The following is a 23,484-nucleotide window of genomic DNA, read 5'->3' on the forward strand; positions in this document are numbered from 1 at the left end:
GAACAGAGATTAATTTTGGGGGCAGTATGTTAACAGGTAGTATTGTCGCGTTAGTGACACCCTTTACCCAACAAGGCAATGTCGACTTTAACGCGCTTGAGGCGTTGGTAAACTGGCATTGTGAAGCCGGAACTGATGCAATTGTGGCGATGGGTACCACCGGTGAGTCGGCAACAATGAGTCACGACGAGCATATTATGGTGGTGTCGGCAGTTGCAGAAATCGCTGCGGGCCGCATTGGTGTGATTGCCGGAAATGGCTCGAACGCGACTGCTGAAGCGGTGTTCTTGACAGAGCGAATGAGCACACTTCCGATACAAGGCTTTCTTAATGTAAACCCTTATTACAATAAACCTTCGCAACGCGGCCTGATAGCACATTATCGCGCGTGTGCCGAGGCGTCTGACTTGCCGCAGTTGTTGTATAATGTACCGGGACGAACAGCGTCGGATATTTTGCCCGAACAAGTCGCAGAGCTAGCTGAAATACCAAATATCGTCGGCATTAAAGAAGCTACTGGCGAAGTGTCACGGATTATTCAGTTGAAAAAGCTATGCGGTGACGATTTTATTTTACTGAGTGGCGATGATCCCACTGGTTGCGAATTCATGCTGCAGGGTGGTCACGGTGTGATTAGTGTAACAGCCAACGTTGTTCCAGAGAAAATGAAAGCTATGGTCGCTGCGGCGACCGCTGGAGATGCTTCAACTGCGAAAGCACTTGATGCTGAAATAGCCAGTATTCACGAAGCTATGTTCGTGCAATCGAATCCGATTCCGGTGAAATGGGCACTCGCTCTGATGGGGAAATTAGAAGCTAATTATCGATTACCGATGCTTGAGCCGGAACTTCCGCAGCAACAACACATCGAACAAACATTAAAACAAGCAGGTTTAATCTAGAGCGGAGTCATAATGAAATTTAATTTAATTGTACTAGCCGGCGCCACAACAGTGCTGGTTAGTGCTTGTAGTTTTACGCCCAAAGAGCAAGCTGAAGGTAAATTCGACTACACGAAATTACAAACAGATACTCAAATTCAACCTGCGCCAAACAAGCAATTACCTGCGTTAACGAACCGCTATGCGATTCCGGATGCCGAGAAAAAAGCTCCGATTGGTAAGAATGTACCTATTTTAGCACCAACGTTGGTATGGCCGGTGGCAGAAGGCAGCCGGGTTGAAGAAAATGAAACCCAGGTTCGGGTATTTTTCGATGAGTTAGAAGGCATGTCAGACGTTGAGCAATATGTTTGGCAGGGTGTTTTGCAAGCTCTTCGCACACGCGGTGTGAGTCTTGATCAACAGGTTGAAAAGCAATTCGTGGTTACGGATTGGTTAACCGACTCATTTACCTACGGCGAAGAAGAAATTGAAGTCGCGGTTAGCCGTAAAGTTAAAATTGCATTGGACACAGCTGAGCATGGCCGTACTACGGCGTTAGTCAGTACTGTTAGTGATCGCAAAATTGTGAGTAATAACGACGTAACTATCAGTGCTAATTATTTAAATTTTCAGGATCGCGAAGCCGCTGCCAAAGTACTCAACACAGTGATCAGCGAAATCGGTATTACGCAACAAAAAGGTGTTGCGGATATTGACGATGATGGCTCTGTAGTGATTGATATGGGCTTCGATGAAGATGGTTATGCCAGCATCATGATTGGTGCAAGCTTTAGTTACACATGGGCACTGATGCAAGAAGTGCTGCCAGAACTTGGTTTTGAGGTAAATGACTTTAACCAGCAAACTGGGCGCTACTATACAACGTACAATTCAGAAGAATCAGGCTTCTTATTTTGGGGTAATAGCTCTGAAGGCAAGCTTGCGTTACCTAATGGCGACTATGAAGTGAAAGTAACAGGCGATCGTAGCCGCACGTCAATCACGTTATTCCGTGATAACAAAGCTATCGAAGCAGATAAGGTACTGGAAATTTTTGCACCATTTGCTGCTGAAATTCGCACCCAAAGTGGCTTATAATAGACGCACTTTTAATCGCTAACTGTTCGGAGATAACGCTGCTCATGGAAAAACGTACTGAATTATATCGGGGAAAAGCCAAAACCGTGTTTACCACGGACAACCCCGAGCGGTTAATTCTTCAGTTCCGCAACGATACGTCGGCATTTGATGGCGAAAAAGTTGAGCAGCTGGAACGCAAAGGTATGGTGAATAATAAGTTTAACAACTTTATTATGGCCAAGCTGGAGGCAGCAGGCATCCCAACTCAACTTGATCAAGTGTTAAGCGAAACTGAAACCTTAGTCAAAAAGCTGGATATGATTCCAGTCGAATGTGTGATTCGTAACTTTGCAGCGGGTTCTTTGGTGCGTCGCCTTGGTGTTACCGAAGGGCAGGCACTCAATCCGCCAACGTTTGAGCAGTTTTTAAAGAATGATGCACTGCATGATCCACTTATTAATGAATCATTAGCGATTAGTTTTGGGTGGGCGACCGCTGAACAGTTAGCACAAATGAAAGCGCTGACGTTTAAAGTTAACGATGTGCTACTCAAGCTGTTCGATGATGCGGGTATGTTATTGGTCGATTTCAAACTTGAATTTGGTGTGGATGGCGACGGTAATATTGTACTTGGCGATGAATTTAGCCCAGACGGATGCCGTTTATGGGATAAAGAAACACGTAAGAAGCTTGATAAAGATCGTTTCCGTCAAGGCTTAGGCGGTGTGGTTGAAGCGTACGAAGAAGTGGCTGCACGTTTAGGTGTGCCACTTTAATCGTCTGACCATTTATCTTTGTCTTTTTCTTCTTGTTCTTGGTGCCGTTGCTGATGATCTTTCAGCGACGGCATTTTTATATGTGCGGTATGTTTAAGTAACATCAAATTGCCAATAATGATGCCTACACCCAGTAAAATCATTAACCAAACCATATGTCACCTGCGGTAATGTCAGCGCTACAAATTGCATCGATGAATCGCGCCTTTATATCACTAAGCTGCTCTTGTAGATAGGCTTTACCGGCAATATCGTGCTGGTCGATGAGTTGATGCAATACTTCAGTGTTTAAAGCGCCTTGAGCTTCACTTGCAAGCGTTTGATGACTCAGATGCCACGGCTCTGCTGCAACCCCTCCTTGATAGCGTGCATACGGAAAGAAAAAGCCAAAGTCACGTGCATGCTTTATTAGCCACTGGTGAAGCGAATAACACGGACCATTAAGGTCATATTCAGCCGGAATCAGTTCGAGTTTTCGCTCGCCACTACTAAAAGGTGTAGGGTCGTAAACATCAAAATCAGTTCCCCAATGATGTCGGCTCGCTCCCGGTAGCGCTGACCAGGTTAAAATAGCCTCAATTTTTTCACCGGTTGAGAGTTGATTCGTGTCTAATAATTCACCTCGGTCATTATACAAAGGGGCGTCGCCATTAAACTTGCGATTCCAAATAGCGCGTTGGCGTTCAAAATCACGAAAAGCAGAGGCAATTGCTAGATGTATCCCATCGGCCGAAGCCGCGTCGCGCATTGCGAGGTATGCGTCAGCCACGCTCGGTTGCAAGCAAACGCCTTCGCGTTCGCCCGTTACTTGTTTTACATGGCTGTTAGCAATACCACACAATTCTGCTGGTTTTAACATAGTAAGTTTTCAAGCACCTTTTCGTACATCCGAGTTAGCGTTTCGAGGTCAGCTTCGCTGACGCATTCGTTAACTTTATGGATGGTTGCATTTATCGGCCCCAGTTCAATGACCTGTGCGCCCGTGGGAGCAATAAAACGGCCGTCCGAGGTGCCGCCCGCAGTTGATAATTCTGGCAGCCTTCCGGTGTACTCCGCAATTGCGTTCACAGTTGCTTCTACCAGTGCGCCAGATTGAGTTAAAAACGGATCGCCGTTAAGCTTCCACTGCACCGAGTAGTCTAACTGATGGTTGTCCAGTACTGTTACCACCCGCTGCTTTAACTGTTCCGCGGTTGATTCGGTGCTAAATCGAAAATTAAATTGCACATGCATTTCACCCGGAATCACATTGCCGGCACCTGTGCCGGCCTGAACGTTTGAAATTTGAAAGCTGGTTGGCGGAAACGAACTATTGCCTTCATCCCAGCTTTGTTGTGCTAGCTCAGCTAATGCTGGTGCCGCATTGTGGACAGGGTTCTCAGCTAAATGTGGATAAGCAACGTGACCTTGTATACCAAACACGGTCAAATCGCCGGTAAGGCTTCCGCGTCGGCCTATTTTTACCACATCGCCAAGTTCGGCCGTGCTAGAAGGTTCGCCCACGAGGCACCAAGTGATTTTTTCTTCGCGTGCTTCGAGCGTTTCGATAACTTTCGGTGTGCCATTGATGAAGGGGCCTTCTTCATCACTGGTGATTAAAAATGCAATGCTGCCCTGATGATCCGGATGATTTGCGACAAATCGTTCAGTGGCAACGACCATAGCCGCCAAGCTACCTTTCATATCGGCGGCGCCACGCCCGAAAATATAGCCATCTTTGCGTGTGGCTGAAAATGGCGGGTAGATCCAGGCATGTTCAGCGCCCGCAGGAACCACATCGGTATGGCCGGCAAAGCAAAAAACTGGCCCACTGTCGCCGCGTCGCGCCCACAGGTTGGTGGTGTCGTCAAAGACCAAGCTTTCCAGCTTAAAGCCTATCTTAGCAAGGCGTTCCCCAAGCAATTGCTGACAACCTTCATCATTGGGGGTTACCGACGGGCGTTTGATGAGCTCACAAGCCAGTTCAATCGTTTCCACTAACGTTGCTCCAAAGCGTTTTGCCACTTCGTTTCATTGAATCCTGCAATGAATTGGCCGTGCACATCTAATAAAGGCCGTTTCATCAACGTCGGATGTAGCTGCAACAGTTTAACAGCCTGATCCGCATTCGAAATTTGTTGTTGAGCTTCGCTTAATTGACGCCATGCTGTACTGCGCTTGTTAATCACAGTATCTTGTCCTAACTGAGTCAGCCAAGCAAACAATGTCTCTGGTGGTACTGGGGTTGTGCGAACATCATGGAAGGTAAAATCAACTTGCTGTTGCTCAAGCCACTTACGTGCTTTGCGCACCGTGTCGCAATTTGGAATGCCATATACAGCGATAGTCATAAAGTTTGAATTCTCTTGGTCTGTTCAGTTTATTTAAACATTGTGTCAAAGCTGCTGTGAATTCTCCACAATTTATGTGGATAACTCTGTGGGTTAGCTGCCGTGAAGTCGGTAAGGTATTGAAAAGTATAAACAAACATTCTTGGTTGAATAACGAACAACGAGTCGTAAATTTATGAGTTTTTGGAAGCTTTTGAAAGACGGTCAACACTATGCGCACGTTTGGCCACGGCACGCAGTGGTTGCCGCAATGACAGAAACACGCGTTATTCCAGCCGTTGCATTCGCAGCGCGGTGGATGCCTGTCATAGCGGTGTTGAATTTAGCTGTGCAATGGCAATGGCAGGGAACAGTGATGTTGCCGCAGGCTCTGGTAACATCTTTATTTCTGTTATCGTTGCCATTTCAGGGCTGGTTTTGGTTGGGGCGGCGCGCTAATACCAAGCTCGATGCGCGACTTAAGCACTGGTATAGTGATTTAGCTTCCAAACTAAAGGTGCAGCCGCATCCGCAGCCTACTTATATGCACTTGGGTAAGATATTAAGAAAAGCATTGAAGGAATTGCCGCCAGACGAGCACTAATGTCGGGCGGCAAAGGTTGTTAGCTAAGACTATTAAATTGAGAAGGTGCTCCAAATTGGCGCATGATCAGAAGGTTTTTCAATGCCCCGTAGGTCATAATCAATACCGGTATCAGTACAGAGTGTCGCGAGCTTCGGTGTGGCTAGAATTAAATCAATTCGTAGTCCACGGTTGTCATCAAAACCACGTGAACGGTAGTCAAACCAACTAAATCTGTCCGTCACCTCTGGATAATGTTGGCGGTAAGTATCCACCAAGCCCCAGTCGAGTAGGGTATTTAACCAAACACGCTCCTCGGGCAGAAAGCTGCATTTACCAGTGCGCAGCCAGCGTTTTGCGTTGTCTTCACCAATACCAATATCGCAGTCTTGATGGGAAATATTTACATCGCCCATGACGATTACCGGTTGTTCGCTATCCAGCTCGCTATTCAGATAATTCATTAAATCAGCGTAAAACTTTTCTTTGGCTGGAAATTTTAACGGATGGTCACGACTTTCACCTTGTGGAAAATAACCATTAAGTACACGAATCCGTTCGCCCGCATCGGTAACAAAGTCACCCATAATCATGCGGCGCTGGGCTTCTTCGCCATCGTTGGGGAAGCCAAATGTTGGGTTTTCCAAAGGCTTTTTACTCAACAATGCGACGCCGTAATGACCTTTTTGACCGTGAAAGATAACGTGGTAACCCAAGGCTTGCACATCAGCGAGAGGAAACTGCTCATCATGAACTTTGGTTTCCTGCAAGCCGATAACGTCAGGGTTATGTTTTTCGATAAGCGCTTCAAGCTGATGAAGGCGAGCGCGGATGCCATTAATATTGAAGGAAATGACTTTCATTTTGTCTCTCAATTGCCTGTTCATAATGTATAGTGCGCAAGCATATCAGATTGGTACAATCGAGGCGACAACAGCTGTTTCAGAGCTGCTTTTTCGATATACTCAAAGTATGTAACACTTGGTACCGACAGGGATTATGACGACAATGACAACCGATTGGTTGAGGATCAAGGCTGGGCGCCAAGCTTGGCTTCATGTTCAAGAAAATGGCTTAAATGCGGATGATATCGGTTTGTTGCTGGGTGCTTCCGGTGGGCCTAAATGGTTTGTCTTGCAGGGCCTTGATCGGTACTTGTTCGGCGATTTTTTTACGCAGCGTAAGCAACCCTTAGATCTGCTAGGAACTTCGGCTGGAGCTTGGCGATTTGCCAGCCTCGGGCAAGCTGATCCGGTGGCGGCGAGTGACCTTTTTTGTCGTTTGTATCGCAAACAAACCTACAGCGAAAAACCGGATGTGCGCGAGATTACTGATGAAGCAATCAAGTTACTGCACGAATACATTCCCGATAACGTAGTGCCGACGATATTAGAGCAGGATAAGTTTCGCCATCATTGGATAGTGACGCGTTGTCGCGGGCTATCCGCAGTGAATGGAAAACGTCAACTTGCTGGGTTGCTGGGGGCGGCCGCGATGAATGCGGTGAATCGCAGATGGTTAGGCCATTTTTATGATCGCGTCATTTTCCATCATCCGAACTCGGATGTGGGATTCGCTAAGAACTGGGTTGATATTCCCACGTTAAAAGCCACATTAACCGCTGAGAACTTTAAGTCTGCGTTGTTAGCAACGGGGTCTATTCCTATGGTGCTAGAGGGGGTTCGTGATATACCTGGTGCACCGGCAGGCATGTATCGTGACGGCGGTATCACGGATTATCATTTTGATGTGGATTTATCACAAGTGAATGGTCTGGTGCTCTATCCACATTTTTATCATCAAGTGGTGCCGGGTTGGTTCGATAAAAGTCTCAAATGGCGCAGAACCAATGGTACGAAATGGCCAAATGTGATCTTAATATCACCTTCACCCGAATTTATAGCGTCGTTGCCATATGGAAAAATTCCAGATCGAACCGACTTTTCCAAACTCAGTGTTGCCGAGCGCTTTAAATATTGGCAGCAAGCCGTTGATCAGGGTCAACGGATGGCCGATCAGTTGCGCGAATGGGTCGCAACTGGCGAAATTCGCAATAAGATAACGTTGTGGACATAAAAGCCCCGAAATAGGGCGTCACTTAATGGAGTAGATATCGATGCGCTATCAAGGTAGCCCCAAATTTAGCCATGCTCAAACGGATCGAATTGGTGTTTTGATTACCAACCTAGGTACACCAGATGCCCCAGAAACACCGGCGTTGCGTAGGTATTTAAGGGAGTTTTTATCTGATCCACGCGTGGTTGAAGTGCCGCGATTGCTTTGGTGGTTGATTTTGAATGGGGTTATTTTGCGCATTCGCCCACGCCGTTCAGCTGCTGCATATAAAACGGTTTGGACTGAACGTGGATCACCATTGCAGTTTCATACCAAAGATCAGCAGCAAGCACTTCAGGCCAAACTCGCTGAACGTTATGGCGACGATGTGGTGGTGAAATATGCAATGCGTTATGGTAACCCGTCTATTGCTTCGGGCTTGCAAGAATTATTTGATGCGGGTGCACGCAAGCTTGTGGTATTGCCGCTCTATCCGCAATATTCAGCCGCAACCACCGGGTCAACCTTTGATGCAATCAGTGCCGATTTCAATAAACGCCGTTGGTTACCAGACTTCCGGTTTGTTAGTCATTACCATGATCATTCTGCGTATATTGCGGCCGTAGCACAAAGTATTAAACAATTCTGGGAAACCCACGGTAAGCCAGAGAAGCTGATTCTTTCGTATCATGGCGTACCACTTCGATACTTGCATCAAGGCGACCCGTATCACTGCGAGTGTCACAAAACGTCACGTTTGATTGCCGAGCAGTTGGGCTTGCAAAAACATGAATACGTCACTACCTTTCAGTCACGTTTCGGCCGTGAAGAATGGTTGCAGCCTTATACGGACGCAACTCTGAAGGCGCTGCCTGGGCAGGGTGTGAAACGTATTCAGGTGGTCTGCCCAGGGTTTAGTTCTGATTGTTTGGAAACTATCGAAGAGATTGGTGAAGAAAACCGGGAATACTTTATGGAAGCGGGTGGCAAAGACTACGCGTATATTCCAGCGTTAAATGCTGAGCCCGGTCATATTGATGTGCTCGCTCAGATTGTTCAGGAGCAGTTACATGGTTGGACCCTTGAACATACTGAATCAGAGCGTGCTGAGCGAGCCAAAGCTTTAGGAGAGTGAGCATGAGCAACGCCGATGATAAAGATACGAAGTTAACTCCTGAAGAAGAACGTCAGCGGGTGTATCAGGTGTCAGCAAATCGCGGTCGGTCGCGGCATAAGCTACGCTATGTTGAAAGCTCAGTTGCAGATACCGGAGACTGTCGGCTGTGTGTAGGTGCATTGAGTCCCGAAGACAATGAACCGGAACAAAACGATAGCAACAAGGAAGATACCGATAACTCATGACCGAGGTGCCAGAAGGTCAATTTTCTGATGTCATCACCCCACTGTTAGCGCAGCATCCGCAGCAAAGTGGTGTGCTACCATTAATCAACGCCCGAGAAGCTTTTGCGGCGCGCGTGGTGATGGCGCGCCATGCTCAATTCAGTTTAGATATTCAATATTATATTTGGCGCAATGATCGTACCGGTACCTTGCTGTTTGAGGCGCTGCGTGAGGCGGCGGAGCGGGGCGTTCAAGTACGCTTGCTACTGGATGACCACAATACTGAGGGCCTCGATGCTGCGCTAATTGGGCTGCAAAGCCACCCTAATATTGATGTTCGGCTTTATAACCCACTGCGACTTCGTTGGCCTCGGTTTATCAATTATCTTGCTGATTTCACTCGCATTAATAAACGCATGCACAACAAAGTATTCATCGCTGATAAGCAGATGTTAATTAGCGGCGGGCGAAATATTGGCGATGAATATTTTGGCGCCCACGACGCTATAATTTTTGCAGATCTAGACGCGTTGATGATTGGTCCCGTAGTTGACGATGCGAATACAGAATTTGAAAATTATTGGAATAGTGTGTCAGCAACGCCCTTGTCGGAATTATTTACGCTTTCAACGCCGCAAAGTCTTACTGCACTTGAAGACAGAGCCAGCGCGCTAGAATCTGATCCGAACGCGCAGCGTTATATTGAAGCCGTACGTAAATTACCCTTCGTACAAAATTTCCTAAATCAGCAAATAAAATTCGTCTGGGCCGATGTGCAGCTGGTTACTGATAACCCCAATAAAACCTTGGGGCTTGCGCAACAAAAACAGCTGCTTGGCTATCAGTTGCAGCAAGTTATCGGTGATCCTCAAAGTTGTGTGCGGCTGGTATCGCCTTATTTTGTGCCAACTCAAGCTGGCGTTGCACATTTGTGTGCAATGGCTCAGCGTGGGGTTGCAATCACGATTCTAACCAACGCATTGGAAGCTACGGATGTGGCCGTTGTGCATGCGGGCTATGCGAAATGGCGGAAGACATTACTCAAAGCAGGTATTACGCTCTATGAGGTGCAAAAGGTTTCACCGTTGGCGCGTAAACAAGAGCGAAAGTTGCGGCGGCAGCGTCTAAAAGGTAAAGAACGATTTGGCGGGGCGGCGTCAAGTTTGCATGCCAAAACCTTCAGCGTGGATAAAGAGCGCGTATTTTTCGGCTCATTCAACTTCGACCCGCGGTCTCTAAAGCTAAATACTGAACTGGGCTTCGTTATTCATAACGAGGCGCTGGCCAAGCAAATTGATCAGGCCTTTGAAAACACCATACCAAATTACGCGTACCGTGTGCAGCTTGATGAGAATGACAAGCTATACTGGGAAGAACGATTAGGCCCAAGAATTACCCGGTATAACAAGGAACCCGGTGTATCGTGGTGGCGACGCTTAGGCATGCGTACGTTAGCGTTACTCCCTATCGACTGGCTGCTTTAATGGACAAAGCACAAGGAGCTGTTCATGCATCTGACATTTTTAGGCGGTTGTGAAACCGTTACAGGATCAAAATATTTGCTTGAAACTGATACCACGCGGGTGTTGGTGGATTGTGGTTTATTCCAAGGTTATAAGTGGTTGCGCCGCCGCAATTGGCAACCCTTACCCATGGGCATACAGGATGTTGACGCTGTTGTTCTGACACATGCTCACCTTGATCATTCTGGATTTATTCCAGTGTTGTATCGCCATGGGTACCGCGGCCCTGTGTTTACACATCATGCAACGGCCAGGCTGTGCGGGTTACTGTGGCCGGACAGCGGAAAAATTCAGGAAGAAGACGCGAAATTTTACTACCGGCATAAACTCAGCCGACATGAGAATCCGGAAGCTTTGTATGATGAAGCAACTGCGGTAGCGGCGCTAAAATTGATTCAAACTATTGATTTTAATAAACAATTCAAAGTTGGCGATATTACCTTCTATCTTAATCCTGTTGGCCATATTTTAGGGGCTGCCAGTGTTATAGCGGAGCACAAGGGCCAGCGTATTGGTTTTAGTGGCGATATTGGCCGACCCCATGACATATTGATGAAGCCACCTGCGCCATTGCCGGCAGTTGATGTGCTCTTGCTGGAGTCTACCTATGGCGACCGGCGTCACGTTGAAGACGACCCTTGGGAACAATTAGCTGATGTGGTGAATGAAACCGCAGCAGGCGGTGGTGTATTGCTGATACCGAGTTTTGCGGTGGGGCGAGCGCAACTGTTGCAGCACATGCTGGTGACATTAATGGCGGAACGCAAGGTACCGCGAATGCCGATTTTTCTCGATAGCCCCATGGCAATAAAAGCCTCGGACATTTATGCCGACTATCATGAGTTTCATCGGCTTTCAGATGCCCAATGTCAGGCTGCGGAAAAAGCTGTTATCTATACGTCACATGTTGAAGACTCAAAAGCAATCGCCAAGCAAACTGGGCCTCATATTATTATTGCCGGAAGCGGCATGGCTACCGGGGGGCGTATTTTGCACCATTTTAAACACTGGTTGGGTGATCATCGGGCCACAGTACTATTTTCCGGCCATCAGGCTGGCGGTACGCGCGGTGCGAAAATGGAGCAGGGTGTGGAGCACATTAAAGTGCATGGTGAATGGTTACCCGTTAAAGCCCGTATCCGTCGCTTAGATGGACTTTCCGGGCATGCTGATTACAAAGAAATTGGTGATTGGTTGGCGAGTTCGAAGCTACCACCAGACCTTCAAGTGCATTTAGTGCATGGTGAACCTGATGCGCTAGAGGCTATGTCGGACTATTTGAAGCAAACCACCTCATATGACGTAAATATTGCGGCCTACATGGGCGTGTTGCATTTGGATAACGTGTAAAAGACGTTAAACAAACAGCATAACAATCACGGTGGTAACCACTGCCATGAGCAGGTTGAGCACCATGCCTTCACGCACCATAGTTTTGATGGTAATGCGCTCAGCGGCAAAGACGATTGAGTTCGGTGGTGTTGCTACCGGTAGACAGAAAGCACAGCTGCAGGCGATAGCCGCTGGAATCATGAGCATTTCCGGTGGTAACTCAAGCGCTCCGGCAGCCGCGGCCAGAACGGGCATCAGCAAGGTTGCTGTTGCCGTGTTCGAGGTCACTTCAGTTAACAGGCTTACTGAGATAGCTAAGCAAAATACCAACAACCACGTTGGTAAGCCACCAAGTCCAACCAGGGCGTCGCCGATAATGTTGCTTAAACCACTACTAACAAATCCTTGTGCAAGGGCAATACCGCCGGCAAACAATAACAGAATGCCCCAGGGAATATTTACCGCATCACGCCATTCAAGCAATGGCGTCCCCTCGGCATCACGCCATACAAATAAAGCCAGCACGCCAATAAAAGCAACGGTGGCGTCGCCCATACCACCTAAGCCTAAAACTTCAGACCAGCCGCCAAATGGCGCGGTGCGGGTCATCCACAGCACAATCACCGTACCAAAAACCATCAAGACACGCTTTTCAGCGCTGCGTATTGGGCCACTTTCGGCTATTTTTAGCATTTCTTGAGTTTTAAGACCACGGGTTAACCACCACGCCATCAAAGGAATACCCACCACAACCAATGGTAGTCCCACTTGCATCCAGCGGGTAAAGCCAAAGCTTGCTCCAGTATAACTTTCATACACCGATGCGAAGATTAAATTAGGCGGTGTGCCGATTAACGTGGCAATACCGCCAACCGACGCCGAATAAGCGAGTCCGAGCAGGAGTGCACGTTGGAATTTTTGATCAGTACTGGCATCAGCCAAGGCTAAAGCTACGGGTAATAAGGCTAAAACCGCCGCGGTATTTGAGATCCACATCGACAAAAAAGCAGTAGCAATCATAAAGGCAAAAACCATGCGCCTGGCGCTACTGTTACCCAGTTTTCGCACTAAACCCAGCGCAATACGTTTATGAACACCACTCATTTCAACGGCTTTAGCTAACATGAAGGCGGCCATAAACAGCAAGATTATCGGGTTGCCGAGGGCGCCGGACACTTCGTTTACACTGGAAATACCGCCTAAAGGTAACAATACGAAGGGCAATAGCGAGGTAGCCGGTAGGGCAATGGTTTCAGAAATCCACCACCATGCAACCCATACGGTTGTCGCTAATGTCCATGCAGCTGCAGCGGGCATTGCAAAAATAGAATGCGTGAGGAAATAAACACAAACAGCGGCAGCTGGGCCAGCGATACGGTGAAACATGGGGGTAGTTGCTCCGATTGATTTGAAAACAGGCTACCAGAGTTGCCGCTAATTTGAAATTTTTCCTCTTAACGCATAGGGTTAAATAACAATTTATAAAGGAGTGAGCACGCATGTCGAGCGAAAAAGCGAAATGGAACTCCGCCATATTGGCACCGGTTTTCTTTCCGGCCGTGGCGGTTATTGCGCTACTTGTTATTGGTACTTTAAGCAATCCTGAGCTAGCAGGGGAGTTGTTCAGTCAGGTCTTAGCATGGATAACCAAAGACTTTGGTTGGTTTTATATGTTGGCCGTAGCAATTTTCCTCGTTTTTATTGTCGGTGTTGCGGTATCCAAATGGGGGCGAATAAAACTAGGGCCTGATCATGCGGAACCTGAATACAGTTTTCCCGCTTGGTTTGCGATGCTATTTTCTGCGGGCTACGGTATTGCGTTGTTATTTTTTGGCGTTGCTGAGCCCGTACTGCATTATGCAAGCCCACCTGTTGGTGCTGCCGAAACGGTCGACTCAGCTAAACAGGCCATGCAGATTGCTTATTTTCATTGGGGCTTCCATATTTGGGCTATTTACGGCTTGGTCGGTTTAGTGCTGGCATATTTCTCCTTCCGTCATGGCTTACCCTTGTCGATGCGCTCAACTTTGTATCCGCTTATCGGTGAGAAAATACATGGCCCAGCTGGGCATGCGGTAGATACCTTTGCTATTTTGGGCACCATGTTTGGTATCGCCACAACGCTTGGGCTTTCAGTTATCCAGATTAACGCTGGCTTGCATTATCTGTGGCCAGAAATACCAATAAGCAGCACAGTTCAGATTATTGCCATTGCGGTTATTACGGTATTTGCCATCATGTCTGTTGTGGCAGGCTTGGATAAGGGTATAAAGCGATTATCCTACGTAAACATGACGTTAGTGTTGTTATTGCTATTTTTTGTATTTTTCGCGGGGCCGACTGTTCATATACTTGAAACATTTCTTCAAAATACTGGCTCGTACCTAAATAACATTGTTGAGCGCACGTTTAATCTGCAGGCGTACTCACGCAGTGACTGGATTGGTAACTGGACACTATTCATTTTTGGTTGGACGATTGCTTGGGCGCCGTTTGTTGGTTTGTTTATCGCCAAAATAAGCCGTGGGCGCACCATTCGCCAGTTCGTATTTGGCGTCATGTTCGTACCCACCATGTTTACATTCTTTTGGTTTAGTGTGTTTGGTGATACGGCCTTGAGTCTCATTATGAATGAAGGCTATACCGCGTTAATCAGTGAAGTTCAAAATGATGAAGCCATTGCATTATTTAAGTTGTACGAACGCTTGCCATGGACCAACTTCCTTTCCATTGCAACGGTTATTCTAATTGTGACCTTCTTTGTAACCTCATCAGATTCAGGCTCATTGGTGATTGACTCGTTGGCCTCTGGTGGAGTGTCGGAAACGCCTGTATGGCAACGCGTATTTTGGGCCACTGCCGAGGGTGTTGTTGCCGGCGTTCTGTTATTAGCTGGCGGCTTAGGCGCCTTGCAGACGGCATCCATAGCAAGTGCATTGCCGTTTGCGGTAATAATTTTGATCGCCGCATTCGGTATGTGGCGCGCTTTGGTCATTGAAGGGCACCAATACGCCAGCTTAAAAACGGCGATGCGTACACATCGACGCGGAGTTCATGCAGGGCCTTCGTATTGGAAAAAACGTTTGGCGGGCGTCGTTGATTTTCCGCGTCAAAAAGAGGTTCGCGACTTTATCGAACACACCGTTATGGACTGTTTAAACGACGTGTCGAAAGAACTAGGTGGAAATAAATGGGACGCGACAGCAGACTATGAGCCTGATCATGTTCGTGCGGTGCTTACGATTCGTCGTCAAGATGAAGTTGAGTTCAGTTATGAAGTTCGCATGCGCGCTTATCAGCGTCCGCAGTTTGCGATAAACGATAAGCGTGATAAATCGGACGCGGAATATTACCGTGCGGAAGTTTTCTTGCGGCAGGGCGGGCAGGCTTATGATCTCTATGGTTATGAACCGAATGATATTATCAACGACGTGATTAACCAGTTTGAAAATTACTTGCAGTTCATGCATATATCTCCAGGGAGTTTACCGTGGGATCTTGAACAGCATGACGAGGATTTAAAACCTTCGAGTTAAAGCAACGCTTGAACTAACCGCGCGTTTTTAAGAACTGGATTAAATCGGCAAGTGGCATCGGACGGGCAAAGTAAAAGCCTTGCCCGAAGCCACAGCCGAAGTCTTTCAAAAGAGCAAGCTGTTCAGGTGTTTCGACACCTTCAGCGACAACTTCCAAGCCAACCTGGCGAGCCATATTAATAATGCCTTGAGTGATTGCACGGTCACTTGAAGAATCTGACAGCTCCTTGATAAAGGCGCGGTCTATTTTTAATTTACTTACCGGTAAGGTTTTTAAATAACTCAGCCCCGAGAAGCCCGTACCAAAGTCGTCAATGGATACACCGATACCGATTTCACGCATCCGTTCCAGCACAGTGATGGCGTTCGAGGTATTCTCCATCAAGATACTTTCAGTTAATTCGAGCTCGATCATATCGGTAGGGGTGTCGGTTTCAGCTAAGGTAGCTTCTACTTGTTCAAAGAAGTTAGCACGGTGAAATTGTAACGCCGATAAGTTTACGGCAACACGTTCTATGCCTAAGGCATGCAGTTCGTGAATATCTTTACAAGCTTGCTTTAAAGCCCAGCGCCCGGCTGGAATGATTTGTCCAGTAGCCTCGGCCAAAGGAATAAACTCAACCGGTGAAATAGCGGTACCGTCTTCCAATGTCCAACGCATCAGTGCTTCAACTGCAACGATTTTGTCGTTGGATAAATCAACGATGGGCTGGTAATACAATTTAAGACTTTCGGCATCGATAGCTTGTTGCAGTTGGCTGCGCAGTAATATGTCCGATTGCGACATGGATTTCCGCTGCTCGGTGTAAAACTGATAATGGTTGCGACCTTGTAGCTTAGCTTGAGACATTGCAATATCAGCTTGCTGAATCAATGACAGGGCATTTTTTACTGTTCGTTTAGACAATGTCACGCCAATACTAGCGGTTAAATAAATCTTGTGTTCGCCAACAGTATAAGGTTCATCAATCGACGCCATAATTTGCTGTATAAAGCCTTCAACCTGCGCTTGGTTGGTTAAATGGTTAACCGCTATGACAAATTCATCGCCGCTAAAGCGCGCTAATATGTTCGGTTCCTTGATACAGGCTTGAAGTCTCGCGGCAACGTGCTGCAAAATCTCATCACCAATTTTTAGGCCTAAACTGTCGTTAACCGGTTTAAAACCGTCCAAATCAACAAATAGAACGGCAAGCAGGTTATCGTCGTTCAATTGCCGTTGTTGAGCAAGCATAGTGCTGAGTCCACGCTCAAATGCTGCACGATTAAACAGACCCGTTAAACCGTCATGATTTGCTTGATAGGCTAATTGTTCAGCTTGCTGCTGTACTTGCGTGATGTCTTTGCCGATGCCAAAGGTACCGATCACTTCACCACCAATAACGATTGGCAAATTGGTGATATTAAATACTTTTGGTGTATGAGATGTATGTGTGGTGACAATCGCATCGTAACGCTGACTACTTAACTCAGTAATAACCTGCTCAAAAATAGGTTGTATGCGGGTACACTGCTCATCGCTTAAAAATGCATTGAAGTGCATGTTAAGAACATCTTTGCGCGTTACCTCCAACTGTTTACAGAAGGCATCATTGACGTGTGTAAAGTGACCGTCTCGGTCCAGTGAAAACACCGGATCTGGGTGGTGACTAAACAAGCTTTTGTAGCGTTGCTCGTTAATCGAAAGTGCTTGACGCTGTTTGCGAATTTTACGCTGACTGAGCGCAATGCGCTGACTGTGATGGCGTAATGCTTTATTTTGCTCAAACATTAAAACGAAAGCTAAACTAAACAATAGCCCTAAGGCAACAATCGCAGTTCGCATGTTGGCGGCCCAGGATAACTCCGAAAAATCATATAACGTTGCGGTTAACTCTAACCGTGGGCCATGGGATATTTGCAGTTCACTGCTCGCTAAGATTAATTCGTTCTCATGTGGCGGTTTATTGATGTCGAAACTACGTTCGGCATGGGGTGATAAACGGGTATAAACTTTGATTCGATCGTTGGTGAGTCGAGTTGCCGGATTCAGCATCGTATCTAAGTCAAACACTGCAATTAGGTAACGTACGTTATCTACCACGTCAGCAACTGGGAGAATCATTAATGCTACAGCGGATAGATCAGTGTGCACAAAGTGCAATTCAGGAATGATAAAGTTGGTGTCAATATGATGCTGCTCAAGCCATTGCTGTACCTCAGGATCAGCCAACACCTGTAAACTCGGTATTTTGCTGTCAGCGCGGTGCTCTTGCCATATTGTACCTTTATTGCTATCCAATGCAGAGAGACTCAGTAAATGCGGAATATCGCGTAGGTAAGCCTGCACATCGGCTCGGCGATCAAAATCGAACCCATTCTCTGCGGCAACTTCCCAGCGTTCTGTCATCCTTTCCATTAATTGGACATTGACCATAGCCATAGTGGCACGGGCTGAAGCGAGCCGTGTTACTTCGATTTCCGCTTGAGCCTGAATATTTTTCAGGCTTGAGTAACCCATCAGGTACCAAACAGAACTGGTAAGAAATACCGCGACAAAGCCAATGATCATCGCTTGTTTACTCGGTAGTACTGCTACCGGATTATCTTGCTGGGCAAGTAAGCTGTAGCCACCACCCAGAATGAAAATAAGTACCGCTGCAACGCTGGTTATATCAGGGTGCGGACCCAACCACATGAAGCCGTTCGGGCTGGTATGGACAGCTAGCATGACTAGCGCCGATATGGTTACAAGTGCGGCTGTAACGCGCAACCAAATGCGTTGAATAGGGTGTTGTGGATTTAATGCGAGCATGATGCCAAGAACGATAAATAATACGATCATGGCGGGATAAATAGCAGCCTCAAGCTCAGCGAGCCAGGGCATGAAGAGTATTTTATAAAGGTCCGTAGCTACCAACAAACTGTGTAACGCTGCCACAATAATAACGCCACTACCGATAAATTGTAGCACTCGTTTTTTAAATAAGAGCCCAGCAATAGCAAAGCTTATGGCAATACAAATAAGGGACGAATTGTTGGATAACATTTGGTCGAATAGACTTTGCGGTTCAACCACGGCGTTCATCAACAAGCCTAAAACACCAATCGTTAAAGTAGCGACTAGTGCAGTAAAAAGCGTTGCGGAAACAACGAGTGGATTAATCCGAACCTTCGACAATTGAAATAATGTCCTGGTTAATTTTCACGAATTTCTGTCGGGACACTATAGGGGAGATGTATTTACAAGGTCAACACACTTAGTAACGCATGATCAATCTAGGTTCACCAGGGCCCAAGAAGTCATCGATTAGACTCTGTTTCGAAAACCCCATTTTTTTATACAGCGCTATCGCTGCCAGATTGGTTGGTGAAACGCTTAGCTTTAGGTGTTTAAACTGATTCGGCGATTGATTGATGTGGTCTATCAGATGCCTGACCAACAGTGCACCTATACCTTGACCGCGAGCCCTTGTGTCAATCAGTAACGACATGATCCAAAGCTCATCGTTGGTGCCAGGTGCAGCCAATAAATACCCCAACACGCGATTCGTTTGAGTTGCAACAGTAGTAAACTCGGGCCACTGTGCGATGGCTTGGTAAAATAGCGCAGTCGGGTAGCCCTCAAGCGCGTACGTTTCGCGCTCAAGAGCTTCAAGCTGAGGCACGTCAGCCGCTCGTGCCTGGCGAATAGTCAAATCAGTTTGCATTAACGGCTAAACTGCACACTAAAGGTAACCGGAACTGCATAATCAATCCGCGCTAACCCTGCAATTTCACGCAACTTATCAATACCGCTAACTAAGCTGAACGCACTTGTGTTGATAATGATCGGTTGTGTTGTGGTGGCCAAAAAACGATTTTCGCTAATGCGCGTTACCTGCATGTGTGCGCTTACCGTGTCAGAGTCGCCAGCAATGTAAACCATCATATCGGCTGACAGTGGCATGGTTCCACCAACTGGCATGTCGAGTAGTACGGTGTCTTCAAGTGTTGCTTTCGCACTTACAATAGGATATTCGTTTGAGTTAAACAGGTGCTCAAGCATACGTTCGTTACGAATAGGAATTTGCGTGTCTAAACTTACAACTGGAATTTCGATGGTAACGGTGTTGTTTTTCCATTCACCCTGAAGTTCAGTAAAACGATGCACTTCAGCAACATGATCATTCTTAACTGAAACAAAGTTGAGTTCCGAGTTGTCACTGTCAAGCTGCCAAGTGTCAGCGTGTGCGACACTCATGATAAGACCAGCTGAAATAAAACTACTTACTAAAATATTTTTTAGAGACATACAGTTACTCCTCTTGTTGGGCTATAAAAGATAGCATATACATCAAATTTACTCGAGCAGCGGGCACCATAATTTGTAATCTGATGTATGATGAGTCACCACGCATTGAATAGGGAACAAATATAACTATGTATACGGATTCACTCACGAATTTGTTCAGCGAGTTTCAATTTTCGGAGCAATTGTTGCGACCCGTTATCTCGACCCTGATCTTGATTGCTGCGATTGTTATCGCGCGTGCAATTCTTGCCAAATTTATTCGTAAAAGTGTCCGTTCAACTGATTTGCGTCGGCGTTGGTTTGTTCACACTCGTAATGCATTGTTATTGCTGATGGTGGTTGGTCTCATGCTCATCTGGGCAGAAGAACTGCGTACATTAGCACTGGGAATTGTTGCCATTGCGGTGGCATTCGTCGTTGCCACGAAAGAACTCATCATGTGCTTAACCGGTAGCCTTGTTAAATCAAGCGGCAGCGCATTTAGTATTGGTGACCGAATCCAAATTAAAGACTTTCGCGGTGATGTGATTGACCAAAATTTACTAACAACAACGATATTGGAAGTAGGGCCGGGCAAACATTCGCATCAGCGCACGGGACGCATGATCTCGATACCCAATTCGCTATTTGTATCCGAGCCTGTGACCAACGAAAGTTATACGCATGACTTTGTGTTGCACGTATTTACTGTGCCGTTTAAGCGAGAAGACAACTGGCATGCAGCGCAACAAGCCCTTCTGGAAGCTGCCAATCGCCACTGCTCCGATTATGTTGAGCAAGCACGGCGCTATATGCAGCGCATGAGTGATCACCGAGGTATTGATGTGCCATCGGCTGATCCTCGTGTGACCATCTCGGTGCCCGCCGCCGGTGAAATTCACTTAATTGTGCGGTTCCCCACAAAGTCAGGCACCCGCAGCTTCATGGAACAAACCATTCTGAATGATGTGTTTTTGAATAATGATTTCACCAGCACTGCAGTTAAAGAATTGGAACAAAAAAATCCAGACAGCTGATCGAACCTGACGATTTAAATTAACCTGCATAAGCGAATGTTATATTGCGTTTCGGCGAGAAGAGTCCTATTCTTGCCTAAAGTCAATGTTCATAATCAAATGTTAACCAAAAGTTATCTATCTCCCGATAGATAAGTCAGGGAAAGGTGGTCAGGAAGGGACTCCTCTTTTACTTGAGTTACGGGTATCACGGAGGTTCTATTGCATCGTTCAGTTGTTCTATTTGCATGCGCTAACAGTATCTTGCTTGCCGGCTGCGGTGACATACACCCTGCCTGCGAAACGAGTCAGGCACGCTCAGCGCTTATGCAGGCCATTGGGGCTAGAGCCGTGGCAAACAAAGCGATTCACATAGAGCATATCAGTACGTTGCGAACCAATTACGTAACTGGCGAGGTGCTCTGTGCTGCAACCGTGGTTACCACTGACATATTCGCCAATAAGGAAAAATCAACGATTGGATTTAACGTGCAGTATGACGGCCAAAATCAGCTGCACGTGAGTGTTTACGGTGCTAACTGATACTGCTAAGAAAATCGTGGGCGGGTAAGGGGCGTCCAAATAGGTAGCCTTGATAAAGGTCACAGCCATGCGCAGATAAATAGTCGCGTTGCGCCTGCGTTTCGACACCTTCAGCAATAATCTTCAAATCAAGACTATGCGCCAATTGAATCATTGCGCGCACAATAGATGCCATGGATGGTTGCGTGAGCATGTCGCGTATGAAGCTCAAGTCGATTTTTAACGTTTCGAACGGAAGTTCTGCCAAGTAAGCCATTGACGAGTAACCGGTACCGAAATCATCAATCGCAAAATGCACCCCAATTTTTTGCAGTTCATTCATTTTATCAGCGACTAAATCAACATCGTGCAACATGACACTCTCTGTGACTTCCAACTTCAGTAAATGAGGTTGAATACCGTGATACTTGATTTGTGCGAGCAGCCCTTGAACAAAGTCGGGTTGTTGGAATTGACGCCCGCTAACGTTCACCGCCAAGGTAAGCTGTTGAGTTTCTGGTTGCTGTTGCCAGTTATTTAATATTTCGCAGGCTTGTTCAATGATTAAATGCCCCAACGGAATAATCAAGCCAGTTTCTTCGGCTAACGGAATAAATTCGGCTGGCGAAATGAATCCATGTTTGGGGTGTTGCCACCGTAGTAGGGCTTCAGCACCGACCACCTGATCGGCGCTATTTACTTGAACCTGCACGTAAAGCTGCAGTTCTTGTTTCTCAATCGCCAGCCGAAGATCTTGCTCTAAGCTTATGCGTTGTGTCGCCTGCTCAGCAAATTCAGTGCGGAAAATTTCAATGCCACTGTGATGATGATCGTTTTTTGCGTGGGCCAGTGCCAAGCTAGCTTGGCCTAAAATGGTGTCTGCATCGGAGCCTGCACTAAATCGTGTGATTCCTACTGAAACCGTAGAAAGATGGGTGAAGTGACCCAACTGATAAGATTGTTCCAATTGCCTTTGGATATCTTTTATCAATAGCAAAATTGTATTTTCTGAGGCGGCGACATCAGTTTCATGTGAGCAAGGCAAAATGACGGCAAACTCATTCCCCCCAAGACGTGAAACGAAACTTGATGAGCTGGTTTCGGTGGCTAATACATTACGCAGGCGTTTTGCTACTTGTTGCAGCATTAAGTCGCCGTAGCTTGCACCATAGGTATTATTTAGCGCCTTAAACTTATCTAGATCAAAAATTGCCAACGCGAAATAGTAACCGGTAAGTTGCTGTAATCGGTCGAGTAACATTTGCCTGTTTGCTAAGCCTGTTAAATTGTCTTGGGTCGCCAGATTATGGATTATTTTATCGGCGGCTTTTTGCGATTTAGCCTGCGTGTAGAGGCGTTTATCGACCATGGTACCTATCACAGCGGTGACTGCAGCCAGCATAGCGGCCATACCAATGATATAGGCGAGCCAATCATCGTGCTGATGGGCTGCGTTGGTATTGGGTGTGGCATAAAAGCGCGCGGCAAACATCGCGGTGTAGTGCATCGCACTGATGGCAAGTGCGATAACAGCAGCAGGAAATAGTCTGCTGAACAGTCGCTCAAGCTCTGTGCGTTGCGCCCACTGTGCCATAGCACGATAGGTGAGCATGGCTATGGTGCCAAGTAATAACGCGACAATAATCGACTTAATAAACCAGCGCACATCGTATAACAGCACGCCATTAAATTGCATAGCAGCCATGCCAATGTAATGCATAGCGCCAATGCCGAGGCCTAGGATTAAGCCGGCGAAAACTGTCTTGATTAAACCAGCCTGAAAAGGGGCATCCACTTTCACCTGAGTGCCCAAGGCATACCAATTTGCAAGAATAGCTGGCAGCACAGAAACCAGTGTTATGCCAATATGATGTTTGATAGTCACGGGAATCTGAAAAGCAATCATACCAATAAAGTGCATACTCCAAACCGTAATGCCGGCAATGCACGCGCTTACGAATATCCAAATTCTTCGAAATTTTGGCTGGCGATAAGAACTTGCTCGTGTGAGGGTGAGTAACGAGGTGTAAACGCCCAGTAAGGCGACAAGGTATGAAAGTAGTACTAATGCAAAATTATGATGGCCTGCAACCAAGCTTTGATGTGCTTGGCCAAAGTCAAGAAATGTATTGAGCAGCTCGGTCATACGCGCCTTAAAGGTGTTTTTTTATGAGTACGTTGGGACATGTCAAGCGGTTCATTTATTGATTGTCGACAATAAAATCCGTTTGGCGCTTGGAATTTGGTTATATTCCTCGTAAAATGCTGTTTATCA

General features: G+C 46.7%; 22 protein-coding genes. 12 read left to right on the top strand and 10 right to left on the bottom strand.

What is annotated here, in order from left to right; all coding sequences use genetic code 11:
- The first annotated feature begins 26 nt into the window (after positions 1-26).
- The 3 genes from dapA to purC are packed head-to-tail and all read left to right on the top strand — an operon-like array spanning position 27 to position 2,740.
- Positions 27-902: a 4-hydroxy-tetrahydrodipicolinate synthase gene (dapA, locus tag ACN0UY_RS01450; protein ID WP_417665043.1), complete on the top strand. Its 876-nt coding sequence runs from the start codon at positions 27-29 to the stop codon at positions 900-902.
- A 12-nt stretch (positions 903-914) separates the two neighbouring features.
- Positions 915-1,982 (top strand): outer membrane protein assembly factor BamC, encoded by a 1,068-nt coding sequence (bamC, locus tag ACN0UY_RS01455; protein WP_417665044.1) that lies wholly within the window; start codon positions 915-917, stop codon positions 1,980-1,982.
- Between the two features lie 44 nt (positions 1,983-2,026).
- Positions 2,027-2,740 (top strand): phosphoribosylaminoimidazolesuccinocarboxamide synthase, encoded by a 714-nt coding sequence (gene purC, locus ACN0UY_RS01460; protein WP_417665045.1) that lies wholly within the window; start codon positions 2,027-2,029, stop codon positions 2,738-2,740.
- Here purC and ACN0UY_RS01465 read toward each other — a convergent pair.
- Genes ACN0UY_RS01465 through ACN0UY_RS01480 form a run of 4 tightly spaced genes read right to left on the bottom strand, consistent with a single transcriptional unit; the run spans position 2,737 to position 5,070 of the window.
- On the bottom strand, positions 2,737-2,895 hold the full coding sequence (locus tag ACN0UY_RS01465; protein ID WP_417665046.1) for a DUF2897 family protein: 159 nt from the start codon (positions 2,893-2,895) through the stop codon (positions 2,737-2,739). The genes purC and ACN0UY_RS01465 overlap by 4 nt on opposite strands.
- Positions 2,883-3,599 carry a M15 family metallopeptidase gene (locus ACN0UY_RS01470; RefSeq protein WP_417665047.1) on the bottom strand — a complete coding sequence of 239 codons (717 nt, stop codon included), beginning with the start codon at positions 3,597-3,599 and terminating at the stop codon, positions 2,883-2,885. The genes ACN0UY_RS01465 and ACN0UY_RS01470 overlap by 13 nt, the downstream gene beginning before the upstream one ends.
- Complete coding sequence (gene dapE / locus ACN0UY_RS01475) at positions 3,593-4,744, bottom strand: succinyl-diaminopimelate desuccinylase (protein ID WP_417665048.1); 1,152 nt, start codon at positions 4,742-4,744, stop codon at positions 3,593-3,595. The genes ACN0UY_RS01470 and dapE overlap by 7 nt, the downstream gene beginning before the upstream one ends.
- On the bottom strand, positions 4,717-5,070 hold the full coding sequence (locus tag ACN0UY_RS01480) for an arsenate reductase (protein WP_417665049.1): 354 nt from the start codon (positions 5,068-5,070) through the stop codon (positions 4,717-4,719). The genes dapE and ACN0UY_RS01480 overlap by 28 nt, the downstream gene beginning before the upstream one ends.
- A 175-nt stretch (positions 5,071-5,245) precedes the next feature.
- Here ACN0UY_RS01480 and yfbV point away from each other — a divergent pair, with 175 nt between their 5' ends.
- Positions 5,246-5,653 (top strand): terminus macrodomain insulation protein YfbV, encoded by a 408-nt coding sequence (gene yfbV / locus ACN0UY_RS01485; RefSeq protein ID WP_417665050.1) that lies wholly within the window; start codon positions 5,246-5,248, stop codon positions 5,651-5,653.
- Positions 5,654-5,685: 32 nt separating this feature from the next.
- Here yfbV and xthA read toward each other — a convergent pair whose 3' ends face one another.
- Positions 5,686-6,495, bottom strand: coding sequence for an exodeoxyribonuclease III (gene xthA, locus ACN0UY_RS01490; RefSeq protein ID WP_417665051.1), 810 nt, complete (start codon positions 6,493-6,495; stop codon positions 5,686-5,688).
- A 145-nt stretch (positions 6,496-6,640) separates the two neighbouring features.
- Between xthA and ACN0UY_RS01495 the strand changes: the two genes are divergently transcribed.
- From ACN0UY_RS01495 to ACN0UY_RS01515, 5 genes are read left to right on the top strand one after another with little or no spacing between them, the layout of a single operon-like run.
- Positions 6,641-7,708, top strand: coding sequence for an alpha/beta hydrolase (locus ACN0UY_RS01495; RefSeq protein WP_417665052.1), 1,068 nt, complete (start codon positions 6,641-6,643; stop codon positions 7,706-7,708).
- A 40-nt stretch (positions 7,709-7,748) separates the two neighbouring features.
- On the top strand, positions 7,749-8,822 hold the full coding sequence (gene hemH, locus ACN0UY_RS01500) for a ferrochelatase (RefSeq protein ID WP_417665053.1): 1,074 nt from the start codon (positions 7,749-7,751) through the stop codon (positions 8,820-8,822).
- Between the two features lie 2 nt (positions 8,823-8,824).
- Positions 8,825-9,049 carry a hypothetical protein gene (locus tag ACN0UY_RS01505; RefSeq protein ID WP_417665054.1) on the top strand — a complete coding sequence of 75 codons (225 nt, stop codon included), beginning with the start codon at positions 8,825-8,827 and terminating at the stop codon, positions 9,047-9,049.
- Positions 9,046-10,512 carry a phospholipase D family protein gene (locus tag ACN0UY_RS01510; RefSeq protein WP_417665055.1) on the top strand — a complete coding sequence of 489 codons (1,467 nt, stop codon included), beginning with the start codon at positions 9,046-9,048 and terminating at the stop codon, positions 10,510-10,512. Before ACN0UY_RS01505 ends, ACN0UY_RS01510 begins: the two co-directional genes overlap by 4 nt.
- A gap of 24 nt (positions 10,513-10,536) precedes the next feature.
- The gene (locus ACN0UY_RS01515; protein ID WP_417665056.1) at positions 10,537-11,901 is read left to right on the top strand and encodes an MBL fold metallo-hydrolase RNA specificity domain-containing protein; all 1,365 of its coding nucleotides are present in this window, start codon (positions 10,537-10,539) and stop codon (positions 11,899-11,901) included.
- Positions 11,902-11,907: 6 nt separating this feature from the next.
- On the opposite strand, the gene ACN0UY_RS01520 is transcribed toward ACN0UY_RS01515, so the two are convergent.
- Positions 11,908-13,269: an SLC13 family permease gene (locus ACN0UY_RS01520; protein ID WP_417665057.1), complete on the bottom strand. Its 1,362-nt coding sequence runs from the start codon at positions 13,267-13,269 to the stop codon at positions 11,908-11,910.
- A 113-nt stretch (positions 13,270-13,382) separates the two neighbouring features.
- On the opposite strand from ACN0UY_RS01520, the gene ACN0UY_RS01525 reads away from it, so the two are divergent.
- Positions 13,383-15,419, top strand: a complete 2,037-nt coding sequence (locus tag ACN0UY_RS01525) for a BCCT family transporter (RefSeq protein WP_417665058.1) — start codon at positions 13,383-13,385, stop codon at positions 15,417-15,419.
- A gap of 13 nt (positions 15,420-15,432) precedes the next feature.
- On the opposite strand, the gene ACN0UY_RS01530 is transcribed toward ACN0UY_RS01525, so the two are convergent.
- From ACN0UY_RS01530 to ACN0UY_RS01540, 3 genes are all read right to left on the bottom strand, one after another.
- A complete protein-coding gene (locus ACN0UY_RS01530; RefSeq protein ID WP_417665059.1) occupies positions 15,433-18,579 on the bottom strand; it encodes a putative bifunctional diguanylate cyclase/phosphodiesterase in 3,147 nt (1,048 codons plus the stop codon).
- 79 nt (positions 18,580-18,658) lie between these two features.
- Positions 18,659-19,108, bottom strand: a complete 450-nt coding sequence (locus tag ACN0UY_RS01535) for a GNAT family N-acetyltransferase (protein WP_417665060.1) — start codon at positions 19,106-19,108, stop codon at positions 18,659-18,661.
- Positions 19,108-19,692, bottom strand: a complete 585-nt coding sequence (locus ACN0UY_RS01540) for a YceI family protein (RefSeq protein ID WP_417665061.1) — start codon at positions 19,690-19,692, stop codon at positions 19,108-19,110. Before ACN0UY_RS01540 ends, ACN0UY_RS01535 begins: the two co-directional genes overlap by 1 nt.
- A gap of 128 nt (positions 19,693-19,820) precedes the next feature.
- On the opposite strand from ACN0UY_RS01540, the gene ACN0UY_RS01545 reads away from it, so the two are divergent.
- Both ACN0UY_RS01545 and ACN0UY_RS01550 read left to right on the top strand, forming a co-directional pair.
- Complete coding sequence (locus ACN0UY_RS01545; protein WP_417665062.1) at positions 19,821-20,708, top strand: mechanosensitive ion channel domain-containing protein; 888 nt, start codon at positions 19,821-19,823, stop codon at positions 20,706-20,708.
- 201 nt (positions 20,709-20,909) lie between these two features.
- Positions 20,910-21,230: a hypothetical protein gene (locus ACN0UY_RS01550; RefSeq protein ID WP_417665063.1), complete on the top strand. Its 321-nt coding sequence runs from the start codon at positions 20,910-20,912 to the stop codon at positions 21,228-21,230.
- Here ACN0UY_RS01550 and ACN0UY_RS01555 read toward each other — a convergent pair.
- Positions 21,223-23,355, bottom strand: coding sequence for a putative bifunctional diguanylate cyclase/phosphodiesterase (locus ACN0UY_RS01555; protein WP_417665064.1), 2,133 nt, complete (start codon positions 23,353-23,355; stop codon positions 21,223-21,225). The two genes, ACN0UY_RS01550 and ACN0UY_RS01555, sit on opposite strands and share 8 nt — an antisense overlap.
- Positions 23,356-23,484: the final 129 nt, after the last annotated feature.

It is taken from the genome of Pseudidiomarina sp. (assembly GCF_048268165.1).
Classification (GTDB): Bacteria; Pseudomonadota; Gammaproteobacteria; order Enterobacterales; family Alteromonadaceae; genus Pseudidiomarina.

Coding starts and splice junctions, on each gene's coding strand:
- dapA (WP_417665043.1), top strand. CDS start 27: ATGTTAACAGGTAGTATTGTCGCGTTAGTGACACCCTTTACCCAACAA.
- bamC (WP_417665044.1), top strand. CDS start 915: ATGAAATTTAATTTAATTGTACTAGCCGGCGCCACAACAGTGCTGGTT.
- purC (WP_417665045.1), top strand. CDS start 2,027: ATGGAAAAACGTACTGAATTATATCGGGGAAAAGCCAAAACCGTGTTT.
- ACN0UY_RS01465 (WP_417665046.1), bottom strand. CDS start 2,895: ATGGTTTGGTTAATGATTTTACTGGGTGTAGGCATCATTATTGGCAAT.
- ACN0UY_RS01470 (WP_417665047.1), bottom strand. CDS start 3,599: ATGTTAAAACCAGCAGAATTGTGTGGTATTGCTAACAGCCATGTAAAA.
- ACN0UY_RS01480 (WP_417665049.1), bottom strand. CDS start 5,070: ATGACTATCGCTGTATATGGCATTCCAAATTGCGACACGGTGCGCAAA.
- yfbV (WP_417665050.1), top strand. CDS start 5,246: ATGAGTTTTTGGAAGCTTTTGAAAGACGGTCAACACTATGCGCACGTT.
- xthA (WP_417665051.1), bottom strand. CDS start 6,495: ATGAAAGTCATTTCCTTCAATATTAATGGCATCCGCGCTCGCCTTCAT.
- ACN0UY_RS01495 (WP_417665052.1), top strand. CDS start 6,641: ATGACAACCGATTGGTTGAGGATCAAGGCTGGGCGCCAAGCTTGGCTT.
- hemH (WP_417665053.1), top strand. CDS start 7,749: ATGCGCTATCAAGGTAGCCCCAAATTTAGCCATGCTCAAACGGATCGA.
- ACN0UY_RS01505 (WP_417665054.1), top strand. CDS start 8,825: ATGAGCAACGCCGATGATAAAGATACGAAGTTAACTCCTGAAGAAGAA.
- ACN0UY_RS01510 (WP_417665055.1), top strand. CDS start 9,046: ATGACCGAGGTGCCAGAAGGTCAATTTTCTGATGTCATCACCCCACTG.
- ACN0UY_RS01515 (WP_417665056.1), top strand. CDS start 10,537: ATGCATCTGACATTTTTAGGCGGTTGTGAAACCGTTACAGGATCAAAA.
- ACN0UY_RS01520 (WP_417665057.1), bottom strand. CDS start 13,269: ATGTTTCACCGTATCGCTGGCCCAGCTGCCGCTGTTTGTGTTTATTTC.
- ACN0UY_RS01525 (WP_417665058.1), top strand. CDS start 13,383: ATGTCGAGCGAAAAAGCGAAATGGAACTCCGCCATATTGGCACCGGTT.
- ACN0UY_RS01535 (WP_417665060.1), bottom strand. CDS start 19,108: ATGCAAACTGATTTGACTATTCGCCAGGCACGAGCGGCTGACGTGCCT.
- ACN0UY_RS01540 (WP_417665061.1), bottom strand. CDS start 19,692: ATGTCTCTAAAAAATATTTTAGTAAGTAGTTTTATTTCAGCTGGTCTT.
- ACN0UY_RS01545 (WP_417665062.1), top strand. CDS start 19,821: ATGTATACGGATTCACTCACGAATTTGTTCAGCGAGTTTCAATTTTCG.
- ACN0UY_RS01555 (WP_417665064.1), bottom strand. CDS start 23,355: ATGACCGAGCTGCTCAATACATTTCTTGACTTTGGCCAAGCACATCAA.